Source organism: Phaeovulum veldkampii DSM 11550, assembly GCF_003034995.1.
Taxonomy (GTDB): domain Bacteria; phylum Pseudomonadota; class Alphaproteobacteria; order Rhodobacterales; family Rhodobacteraceae; genus Phaeovulum; species Phaeovulum veldkampii.
This window is the reverse complement of the sequence record NZ_PZKF01000010.1, coordinates 81795-91682: the sequence shown is the minus strand read 5'-3', so window position 1 is coordinate 91682 and position 9888 is coordinate 81795. Positions and strand designations below refer to the sequence as shown.

Annotated in this window: 10 protein-coding genes; 5 read left to right on the top strand and 5 right to left on the bottom strand. The window is 67.9% G+C overall.

The genetic code is table 11. From position 1 onward, the window contains the following. Together dusA and C5F46_RS06240 are read left to right on the top strand one after the other, a co-directional pair. A partial coding sequence (gene dusA / locus C5F46_RS06245; protein ID WP_107324496.1) for a tRNA dihydrouridine(20/20a) synthase DusA occupies positions 1 to 918 on the top strand: 918 nt, incomplete at its 5' end. 60 nt (positions 919 to 978) lie between these two features. Continuing rightward, a complete protein-coding gene (locus C5F46_RS06240) occupies positions 979 to 1794 on the top strand; it encodes a sulfite exporter TauE/SafE family protein (protein WP_107324495.1) in 816 nt (271 codons plus the stop codon). A gap of 22 nt (positions 1795 to 1816) precedes the next feature. On the opposite strand, the gene mazG is transcribed toward C5F46_RS06240, so the two are convergent. Further along, positions 1817 to 2638 carry a nucleoside triphosphate pyrophosphohydrolase gene (mazG, locus tag C5F46_RS06235; protein ID WP_107324494.1) on the bottom strand — a complete coding sequence of 274 codons (822 nt, stop codon included), beginning with the start codon at positions 2636 to 2638 and terminating at the stop codon, positions 1817 to 1819. Between the two features lie 160 nt (positions 2639 to 2798). Between mazG and C5F46_RS06230 the strand changes: the two genes are divergently transcribed. Next, a complete protein-coding gene (locus C5F46_RS06230; protein ID WP_107324493.1) occupies positions 2799 to 3962 on the top strand; it encodes a M20 aminoacylase family protein in 1164 nt (387 codons plus the stop codon). Positions 3963 to 3970: 8 nt separating this feature from the next. On the opposite strand, the gene C5F46_RS06225 is transcribed toward C5F46_RS06230, so the two are convergent. The 4 genes from C5F46_RS06225 to C5F46_RS16600 are packed head-to-tail and all read right to left on the bottom strand — an operon-like array spanning position 3971 to position 7993. Beyond that, positions 3971 to 5284, bottom strand: a complete 1314-nt coding sequence (locus C5F46_RS06225; protein ID WP_107324492.1) for an HlyC/CorC family transporter — start codon at positions 5282 to 5284, stop codon at positions 3971 to 3973. 57 nt (positions 5285 to 5341) lie between these two features. Continuing rightward, complete coding sequence (locus C5F46_RS06220) at positions 5342 to 6280, bottom strand: site-specific tyrosine recombinase XerD (RefSeq protein ID WP_107324491.1); 939 nt, start codon at positions 6278 to 6280, stop codon at positions 5342 to 5344. Further along, positions 6277 to 7869 carry a hypothetical protein gene (locus tag C5F46_RS06215; RefSeq protein WP_235820099.1) on the bottom strand — a complete coding sequence of 531 codons (1593 nt, stop codon included), beginning with the start codon at positions 7867 to 7869 and terminating at the stop codon, positions 6277 to 6279. The genes C5F46_RS06220 and C5F46_RS06215 overlap by 4 nt, the downstream gene beginning before the upstream one ends. Next, positions 7856 to 7993: a hypothetical protein gene (locus C5F46_RS16600; RefSeq protein ID WP_168796851.1), complete on the bottom strand. Its 138-nt coding sequence runs from the start codon at positions 7991 to 7993 to the stop codon at positions 7856 to 7858. The genes C5F46_RS06215 and C5F46_RS16600 overlap by 14 nt, the downstream gene beginning before the upstream one ends. Positions 7994 to 8159: 166 nt before the next feature. Here C5F46_RS16600 and C5F46_RS06210 point away from each other — a divergent pair, with 166 nt between their 5' ends. After that, on the top strand, positions 8160 to 8762 hold the full coding sequence (locus C5F46_RS06210) for a shikimate kinase (protein ID WP_107324506.1): 603 nt from the start codon (positions 8160 to 8162) through the stop codon (positions 8760 to 8762). After that, the gene (gene aroB, locus C5F46_RS06205; protein WP_107324489.1) at positions 8759 to 9868 is read left to right on the top strand and encodes a 3-dehydroquinate synthase; all 1110 of its coding nucleotides are present in this window, start codon (positions 8759 to 8761) and stop codon (positions 9866 to 9868) included. The genes C5F46_RS06210 and aroB overlap by 4 nt, the downstream gene beginning before the upstream one ends. Positions 9869 to 9888 lie beyond the last annotated feature (20 nt).

The following is a 9888-nucleotide window of genomic DNA, read 5'->3' as shown; positions in this document are numbered from 1 at the left end:
GACCGCAACTGTCGGCTGTTTCACCGGCAGATCAGCCGTAATGCGCTGCTTTACACCGAAATGGTCACCGCCCCGGCGGTGATCCACGGCGAGCAGGAGCGGTTGCTGGGTCATGCCGGCGACGGGCCGGTGGCACTGCAACTGGGCGGGTCAAACCCGGCCGAGTTGCGCGCGGCCACCCGGATTGCGGCGGGCTGGGGGTATGACGAGATCAACCTGAACTGCGGCTGCCCGTCTGATCGGGTGCAATCGGGTGCCTTTGGCGCGGTGCTGATGAAAACGCCCAATCTGGTGGCCGAATGTGTGGCGGAAATGATCGCGGAAAGCCCGGTTGAGGTGACGGTAAAATGTCGCATCGGCGTGGACGATCAGGAGCCAGCCGAGATATTGCCGCGATTTCTGGAAACGATCCGCGGGGCAGGGGTGCGCCGCGTCATCATCCACGCGCGCAAGGCCTGGCTTCAGGGGCTGAACCCCCGGCAGAACCGCGATATTCCGCCGCTGGATTATCCGCTGGTGGTGGCGATGAAACGCGCCTTCCCCGATCTGCACATCTCGATCAACGGTGGTATCGGGAGCCTGGCTGAGGCGCAGGCGCTGTTGGCGCAGGGGCTGGACGGGGTGATGATCGGGCGCGCGGCCTATTACGAACCGTTCAACATTCTGGGCGCTGCCGATGCGCTGATCTTTGACGATGGCCCCCCGAACGATGCCTTTGCGGTGGCGCGCGCCATGCGCCCGCTGATCGCGGCGCATCTGGAGGCGGGCGGGCGGCTGCATCAGATCACCCGCCACATGCTGGGTCTGTTTCACGGCCGCCCCGGCGCGCGCGGCTGGCGGCGGGTGCTGTCCGAGGGCGGCACCGCCGAAGGCGCGGGGCTTGGGCTTTACGACGCGGCGCTGGCCGAGGTCGGCTGAGGGCACTGGCCCTGCACCCATGCCCGCGCTAAGGCTGGCCAAACCGCCCGGAGGACACTGATGCCCGATCTAGCCACGCTTGCGCCGATGATTGCCACGCTGATGGCGGTGGGGGCTGTGGCCGGGGTTCTGGCGGGGCTGCTGGGCGTGGGCGGCGGCATCGTTCTGGTGCCTGCGTTTTTCTGGCTGTTCTCGGCAATGGGCTATGGGTCCGATCATGTGATGCAGGTCTGTCTGGCCACATCGCTGGCCACCATCGTCGTCACCTCGGCGCGGTCGGTGGCGGCGCACCATCGCAAGGGTGCGGTGCTGTGGCCGATCCTGCGGGGCTATGCGCCGGGCATTGCGCTGGGGGCGCTGGTGGGGGTTGTGGTTGTCGCGGGGCTGTCCACGCGGACGTTGCAGGCGATCTTTGGCGGGCTGGCCTTTCTGATCGCGCTTTACATGGCCTTTGGCCGAGCCGACTGGCGGCTGGGCAATCAGATGCCCGGCGGCGCCGCAAGGTGGAGTTTTGCCCCCCTGATCGGCTTTTTGTCGGTGTTGATGGGGATCGGCGGCGGCTCGTTCGCGGTGCCCTTGATGACGCTTTACGGCACGCCGATTCACCGCGCCGTGGCGACGGCGGCGGGGTTTGGCATCGCCATTGCGGCGCCTGCGGTGGCGGCGTTCCTGTTTGTGCCGGTCGCGGCAGCGCCGCCGTTCACGCTGGGGGCGGTCAATATCCCGGCCTTTCTGATCGTGATCTCGATGACGCTGATCACCGCGCCCTGGGGCGCGGCGCTGGCGCATCGGCTGGACCCAAAGCCGCTGAAACGCATTTTTGCTCTGTTTCTGGCAGTGGTCGCGCTGAACATGCTGCGCAAGGCGCTGCTCTAGGCGGGCGCACCGCGAAGCCTGTTCAACCCGCGCCGCGTTCGGCGCGCTTGGCGGCGTTCCACAGCGCGTCCATCTCCTCTAGCGTGCTGTCGGTGCATTTGCGCCCCTCGGCCGCCAGCGCGGCCTCGATCGCGCCAAACCGGCGGGTGAATTTGGCGTTTGTCCCGCGCAGCGCCGCCTCCGGGTCCACGCCCAGATGCCGCGCAAGATTGGCCATTACGAACAGCAGATCCCCGAATTCCTCGGCCATCGCCTCGGGGGCGAGATGATCGCGCGCCTCGACCAGTTCGGCGGCTTCCTCGACGATCTTGTCCACCACCTGCCCGATCACGGGCCAGTCAAACCCCACCCGCGCGGCGCGGTTTTGCAGCTTGACCGCCCGCGTCAGCGCGGGCAGGCCCAGCGCCACCCCCTCCAGCACGCCCGCCCGCGCGCCGCGCTCGGCGGCCTTGATCCGCTCCCAGTCGGCGGTCTGCTGCAGGGCGCTTTTCTCGCGGCTTTCGGAACCAAAGACATGCGGGTGCCGCGCCACCATCTTGTCGGCGATCCCGCGCACGACGGTGGCGAAATCGAACAGCCCCGCTTCCTCGGCCATCTGCGCGTGATAGACCACCTGCAACAACAGATCGCCCAGTTCGCCCGGCAATTCGGCCCAGGCGGCGCGCTCGATCGCATCGGCCACCTCATGTGCCTCTTCGATGGTGTAGGGGGCGATGGTGGCAAAGCTTTGTTCGATGTCCCAGGGGCAGCCGGTCGCCGGGTCGCGCAGGCGGCGCATGATTTCCAGCAAACGCGGCATCCCGCCGTCGGGGTCGTGAACAAGCTGATCGGATGGCGATGTCATGGGCGCTCCTGCATTGCTGGCGGCACCCTAGCCGTTGCGACGGCCAAGGCAAGACGCCGGGGCAGAGGAAGCGCGGGCAGCAAAGCCGTTTGTCATTGCAAAGCCCGGTCCGATCCGGTTCTGATGCCGCCGATCCTTCCAATCGCCGGACCTGATAGCAATGCCCGTTCTGAACCGCATCGCCGCCCTTGCCCCCGAGATGACCGAATGGCGCCGCGCGCTGCACCGCCGCCCGGAACTGGGCTTTGCGTGCCACGAAACCGCGGCCTTCGTTGCCGCACGGCTGCGCGAATTCGGCGTGGATGAGCTGCACGAGGGGATCGCGCAAACCGGGATCGTGGCGATCATCAAGGGGCAGGGCGCGGGCCCCACGATCGGGCTGCGCGCCGATATGGATGCACTGCCCATCACCGAGATCACCGGCGCCCCCCACGCCTCGGAGGTGCCGGGCAGGATGCATGCCTGCGGCCATGACGGTCATACCACAATGCTGCTGGGGGCTGCGAAATACCTGTGCGAAACGCGCAATTTCGCGGGCCGGGTCGCGCTGATCTTCCAGCCGGCCGAGGAAGCGGGCGGCGGCGCCGGGGTGATGGTGGCCGAAGGGATCTTCGACCGGTTCGGCATCACGCAGGTTTATGGCATCCACAACAGCCCCAATCAGCCCGAGGGCAGCTTTGCCACCTGTCCCGGCCCGCTGATGGCGGCGGTGGATACGTTCGAGATCCATCTGCAAGGTCGCGGTGGCCATGGTGCGATGCCGCATGAAACCGCCGATCCGGTGGTGGCAGCGGTAGGCATGGTCGCGGCGATCCAGACCATCGTCAGCCGCAACCACCGGGCGCTGGACGATCTGGTGGTGTCGGTGACACAGATCCACACCGGATCGGCCGACAACATCGTGCCCGATACAGCCTATATCTGCGGCACCGTTCGCAGCTTTGACCCGGCGGTGAAGGCCATGGTGATGCGCCGCATGGCGCAGATCGTGGCCGGTCAGGCCGCCGCCTATGACGTGACTGCGCGGCTGGACTATACCGAAGGCTACCCCGCCACCGTGAACGACCCCGCCAGCACCGCCTTTGCCGCCGCCGTCGCCGCCGAGGTCGCGGGCGAGACGGGCGTGAACGCCACCGCCGACCGCGAGATGGGGGCCGAGGATTTTTCCTACATGTTGCAGGCCCGCCCCGGCGCCTATCTGTTTCTGGGGCAGGGGCCGGGGGCCGGGCTGCACCACCCTGCCTATGACTTCAACGATGCGGTGGCCCCGGTGGGCGCCAGCTTTTTTGCCCGTCTGGTCGAACGCGCCCAGCCTGTGCGCTAGGGACCGCGTTACAGAGGGCGGATTTTCAGCTTGGTGATGCGGTTGTCCTTGCGGCCCGTCACCTCAAAGCGGAAGCCGTGGAAGGAAAACACCTGCCCCTCGGTCGGGATCATCTGCGCCTCGTGGATGACAAGGCCCGCCAGCGTGTTGGCCTCGTCGTCGGGCAGGGACCAGTCCATCGCGCGGTTCAGGTCGCGGATCGTCATTGCGCCTTCGACCAGATAATCGCCCGCCTCGTTCGGCTTCAGCGCCAGATCGGCGTCCATGTCGAATTCGTCGGCGATCTCGCCCACGATTTCCTCAAGAATATCCTCCAGCGTGATCAGCCCCTTGAGGTCGCCATATTCATCGACCACCAGCGCAAAATGGGTGCGCCGTTTCAGAAACTCGCGCATCTGTTCATCAAGCGATGTGGTTTCGGGCACGAAATAGGGCTGCATCGCCACCTTGAGCACATCCAGATCGTGCAACGTGGCCAGATTGCCCTGATCCTCACGCGTCAGCTTTTCCACCGCGCGCAGCAGATCCTTGGAATGGATCACCCCCACGACATTTTCCCGCTCGCCCCGATACAGCGGCAGCCGGGTATGCGCCGAATTGACGACATGCGCCAGGATCTGCTCGGACGGGGCGTCGGCGTCGATCATCTCGATTCCCGAGCGGTGGCGCATGATCTCTTCGACGGTGCGGTTGCCCAGATCGAGCGCGCCCAGCAGGCGGTCACGGTCTTCCTTTTGCACCGTGCCCTCCTCGGCGCCGATCGCCAGCGCCCCGGCGATTTCATCTTGCACCGAAAACATGTGCTGATCGGCCGAGGTGCGCACCCCGAACACCCACAGCAACCCCCGCACGATGGCGCGCACCACGCCGACCACCGGCGCCAGAACCTTTGTCAACAGCCGGATCGGGCGGGCCACCCGCGCGGCGACGGTTTCGGGGTCGGTGATCGCGTAGGTTTTCGGCAGCACCTCGGAAAAGATCAGCACCAGCGCCGTCATCCCCAGCGTCGCAAAAGCCACGCCGCTGTCACCGAAAATTCGCGTCAGCAGCGCCGTGGCCAATGAGGCCGACAGGATGTTGACCACGTTGTTGCCCAGCAGGATTGCCCCGATCAGCCGCTCGCTGTCTTCGGTCACCAGCAGCGCCGCATCGGCGCCGCGGTCGCCCCTGTCTGCGCGTGACCGCAGCTTGGCCCGCGACGATGCCGTCAGTGCGGTTTCCGAGCCTGAAAAGAAAGCCGACATCATCAGCAGAACAAAAATCGCCCCGGCGGTCAGCCAGAAGGCAGTATCCAGAAACGCGGGTAATGACGAGGGTTCCATCTGCGATCCATTTGGCCCGATGCGGGCAGATTGAGGTACTATGCGACAGGTGGCCGATCAAGGGCCGGGGCGGGCCAGCGGGTGACGGCTCAGCACCAGATCGCGCAGGCGGTCTTCCAGAACATGGGTGTAGATTTCGGTCGTGGACAGGTCGGCATGCCCCAGCAGCATCTGGATGGCGCGCAGATCGGCGCCCCCGGCCAGCAGATGCGTGGCAAAGGCATGGCGCAGCACATGCGGCGTGACCCGCGCCGGAGAAATTCCCGCCGTCACCGCGATATCCTTGAGCATGCCATGAAAGCCCTGACGGGTCAGATGCCCCTCGGCCCCCGGACCTGGAAACAGGTATTTCGAGGGCGCGGCGCGGTGGGCGATCCGCGCCTCATCCTCGGCGGCATCGCGGACCCGCAGCCAGTCGGCCAGCGCCACACGCGCGGGCGGCGACAGCGGCACCATCCGTTCCTTGCCGCCCTTGCCGCGGATCAACAGCATTGCCGGATCGCCGCGGCTGGCCGAGACCGGCAGCCCAACCAATTCGCTGACCCGCATGCCGGTGGCGTACAGCAGTTCCATCAGACAGGCGTTGCGCAGCCGTTCGGCCGGGGTCCGCCCCAGCCCGCGCGCCGCCGCCAGCAGCGCCTCGACCTCGGTCAGGCTCAGCGATTTCGGCAGCCGTTGGTCGCGCCCCGGCCCGGCGATGCGGATCGCCGGGTTGTCGGTGCGCCAGCCCTCGTCATAGGCAAAGCGGTAAAGCTGGCGGATCGCCGACAGCCGCCGCGCGCGGGTCGATTTTGCCAAGCCCTCGGCCTCGCAGGAAATCAGATAGCGTTCCACATCGTCGCGTGTGGCCCCGCCCAGCGTCAGCCCGCGATGCGTCAGCCAGCCCGCGAAATCGGACAGGTCGCGGCCATAGGCCAGCGCGGTGTTGCGCGCGGCCCCCGCCTCGGCGGTCTGGCTTTCCAGAAAGGCCGAAATCCAGCGCGCCTCGGGCGTCATCCGCGCCGCTCCAGCAGCATCAGTTCCAGCGCGGCGCGGCGCGCGACGCGTTCCAGCCCTGCCGCGCGCAGCACCGTCAGACCAAAGGCGATGCGCCGGTCATCGCCGCGCGCGCCGTCGGTCACATCTTCGGCCGCGCGCAGCAAAGCCTCGCCCAGCCGATCCTCCGACATCAGGGCCGCATATCGTTCGGTCACGATGAGGGCAGGGCTGTCAAACACCGCCTTGAGCGCCGCGGCCCGCGCATCGGGCGGTTCCAGCCCCGCCGTGTTCCCCTGCGCCAGCCCGATCAGGAACGCCTCGGTCGGGTCGGCGGGGCGGTGGTCGCGCGCGACGGTTTCATACCGCTCGGACAACAGCCCCAGGCGAAAGGCCAGGCCCGCCGCCTCGGGCGGCAGCGCCAGCGCCGTGAGTTGGGGGGCATAAAGCGCAGCCAGATAGGGCAACAGGTCGATCCGCTTCATCGCGTCATGGGCAGGGGGCAGGGCTCGGGCCACAGCGGCCGCGTCGCCTGCCGTCAGGGCCTGATCCAGGGCCGCCACCGCCGCCACCCGGTCCCAGACCCCGCCCGAAGCCGCCGCCGCGCGTTCGGTGTAAAGCCCCAGCACCTGGTTGGCGTCGATTGACCCCAGCCGCGCCAGCCGTTCTGCCGCCTCGATTCGTGCTTTCCAGCCGGTATTGGCGCGCAGATCGGCCTGTGCAAAGGCCACCGGCAGCCCGGTGGTGGCCAAAGGCTGGCCGATCGCCTCCATCATGCGGAACGTCAGCGGCGAGGGCCGCTCGGGGAAGGGCAGATCGCCGCCCTCCTCGGCCAGTTCCGGGTCAAGGAAATGTTCCAGCAGCAGTTCGGTTGCCGGGTCAAAGGCCCCCAGCCCGCGCCCGGTGGTCAGCGCCAGTTCCGCCGCCCCCCAGTCCCCCGCGCGCGCCAGACAATAGATGCGAGCAGGCGGCGCCGGGGCGATGCCGGGGGTGCGGCTCATCATCGCGCAGGCGCGGTCCTCCTCGCCCAGCAGCAGGGCAATGTCAAAGAGCCGCCGCAGCCGTTCCGGGTCGGCAGGGCCGGCCTGTTCCAGCAGCGCAAAGGCAGGCTCCAGCGCGCCCAGATCCAGAAGCCGGTCCACCCGCGCCAGAAACAGCGAGCCCGCGACCCGGTCGGCGCCCTGTGCCCGGATCTTGGGCGGGTCAAGTTCCGCCAGCATCAGAAGTTGCAGCAGATCGCGAATGGCGGGCAGCGTGTCCAGCCGTTCCTTGCGCATCAGCGCGGCCAGTTCGGGCTCGGGCGTTACCCCCCACAGCCCCCGCGGTAGCCCCGAACGCGCCACAGGCACCAGCCCCGCAGCCTCGGGGTCGGGCCGGTCCAGCGCCACGACCGAAATATCCTCGATCGCGGTGCCGGGGCCAACCGGGGCCTCGCCCGGCATCGGTGTCATCCGCCACATCGACCCCGCACCGGGATGGCCGGGCGTGGCGACCGAAGGCGACAGCCAGTCGATCGCCGACAGCGGCGCCTCGGCCGCTGCGGGCAGGGTGCCCAGAACAAGCCCCAGCATCGCGCCGGGCCAGAACAGCCTCGGGTCAGTTCGTGACATTCAGCACAACCGGAATCCGCATGTCGGCGGGCGTGGCCGTCATGTCGCCCAGATAGGCATAGCCCACCACGCCGACTGCCCCCAGAACCGCCAGATACACCACTGCCTTGATCATGCGCCCCATCGTCTGTTCCTTGTTCTTGTGCCGCCCCCGCAGGCCGCGCGCCAGCGCCGCAGCGCCGCAGGGGCTGATCGTTCAGATTATATATGGCATCTTTTGGAAGATCACGCCATTCAGGGCCTTGCACCATGCAATACGCAGACGCCTGCCCAGCGACCGGAAGGATGCCATGGCCCCCACCCCGCCCCAAGCCCCCGATCCCCGGCGCGCCCCCCCGGCTTTGGCACGTTCGGTCGTGCTGGTGGGGATGATGGGGGCGGGCAAGACCGCGGTGGGCACGCAACTGGCGCGCAAGCTGGGTGTGGCGTTTCTTGATTCCGACGAGGAAATCGTGCGCGCGGCCAACCGCAGCGTGGCCGAGATATTTGCCCGCGACGGCGAGGGGTTTTTTCGCGCGCGCGAATCAGAGGTGCTGGCGCGGTTGCTGGCGGGGCCGCCTGCGGTGATCTCGACCGGCGGCGGGGCGTTTCTGGCCGAGGCCAACCGCAAGGCGATCGCGGCCGAGGGGGTTTCGGTCTGGCTCAAGGCCGATCTGGACCTGTTGTGGAGCCGGGTGCGCCACAAGACCACGCGCCCGCTGTTGCGCACGGCAGACCCCAAGGCCACGCTGGCGGCATTGCTGGAGGCGCGCGCCCCGGTCTATGCGCTGGCGCAGGTGGCGGTTGACGCAGAGCCCGATCTGAGCATCGAGGGCATGGCCGACAAGGTGATTGCGGCGCTGGCGGTGACGCCGGGGATATTTTCGGCAGGACACAAAGGGGCAGGGGCATGATGCGCGAAACGGTCCGGGTGGAACTGGGCGCCCGCGCCTATGAGGTGCGGATCGGAGCCGGGCTTCTGGCCGAGGCGGGGGCGCAGATCGCGCCCTTGCTGCGCCGCCCGCGGGTGGCGGTGCTGACCGACGAAACCGTGGGCGCGCTGCATCTGGAGGCACTGCGCGCGGGGCTGGGCGATGTGGCGATGACCGCGCTGGCGCTGCCCGCGGGCGAGGCCACCAAGGGCTGGCCGCAGTTTTCGCGCGCGGTGGATTGGTTGCTGGCCGAGAAGGTCGAGCGCAAGGATATCGTGGTGGCCTTGGGTGGCGGGGTGATCGGCGATCTGGCGGGCTTTGCTGCCGCCGTTCTGCGCCGGGGCGTGCGGTTCGTGCAGATCCCCACCACGCTGCTGGCGCAGGTCGATAGTTCGGTCGGCGGCAAGACCGGCATCAACTCGGCCCATGGCAAGAACCTGATCGGGGCGTTTCACCAGCCCAGCCTTGTGCTGGCCGATATCGACCTGCTGGAAACCCTGCCCGCGCGGGATTTTCTGTCGGGCTATGGCGAAGTGGTGAAATACGGGCTGCTGGGGGATGCGGCGTTTTTCGACTGGCTTGAGGCGAACGGCCCGGCGCTGGCCGCAGGCGACCGTGCGGCACGGCTGCGGGCGGTGACGCGTTCAGTCCAGATGAAGGCCGAGATCGTCGCGCGGGACGAGACCGAGGAGGGCGACCGGGCGCTGCTGAACCTGGGCCATACCTTCTGCCACGCGCTGGAATCGGCGACCGGATACAGCGACCGGCTGTTGCATGGCGAGGGGGTGGCGATCGGCTGCGCGCTGGCTTTTGAACTGAGCCAGCGGATGGGCCTGTGTTCGCAAGAGGCCCCCAGCCGGGTGCGCGCGCATCTGCGGGCGATGGGGATGAAAACCGATCTGGCCGATATTCCGGGCGATTTGCCGGGTGCTGACGCGCTGATCGCGCTGATGGCGCAGGACAAGAAGGTGGTGGACGGGCAGATGCGTTTCATCCTTGCGCGCGAAATCGGCGCGGCGTTTGTCTGTTCCGACGTGCCGGCCGACCTGCTGCGCGGGGTTCTGGCCGAGGCGCTGAGCCGGCGTTAGGCGCGCTGCGAAAAGCCGGG

Bases quoted from the DNA above. Each gene is read 5' to 3' on its own strand.
- C5F46_RS06240 (WP_107324495.1), top strand. From the start codon at position 979: ATGCCCGATCTAGCCACGCTTGCGCCGATGATTGCCACGCTGATGGCG.
- mazG (WP_107324494.1), bottom strand. From the start codon at position 2,638: ATGACATCGCCATCCGATCAGCTTGTTCACGACCCCGACGGCGGGATG.
- C5F46_RS06230 (WP_107324493.1), top strand. From the start codon at position 2,799: ATGCCCGTTCTGAACCGCATCGCCGCCCTTGCCCCCGAGATGACCGAA.
- C5F46_RS06225 (WP_107324492.1), bottom strand. From the start codon at position 5,284: ATGGAACCCTCGTCATTACCCGCGTTTCTGGATACTGCCTTCTGGCTG.
- C5F46_RS06220 (WP_107324491.1), bottom strand. From the start codon at position 6,280: ATGACGCCCGAGGCGCGCTGGATTTCGGCCTTTCTGGAAAGCCAGACC.
- C5F46_RS06215 (WP_235820099.1), bottom strand. From the start codon at position 7,869: ATGTCACGAACTGACCCGAGGCTGTTCTGGCCCGGCGCGATGCTGGGG.
- C5F46_RS16600 (WP_168796851.1), bottom strand. From the start codon at position 7,993: ATGGGGCGCATGATCAAGGCAGTGGTGTATCTGGCGGTTCTGGGGGCA.
- C5F46_RS06210 (WP_107324506.1), top strand. From the start codon at position 8,160: ATGGCCCCCACCCCGCCCCAAGCCCCCGATCCCCGGCGCGCCCCCCCG.
- aroB (WP_107324489.1), top strand. From the start codon at position 8,759: ATGATGCGCGAAACGGTCCGGGTGGAACTGGGCGCCCGCGCCTATGAG.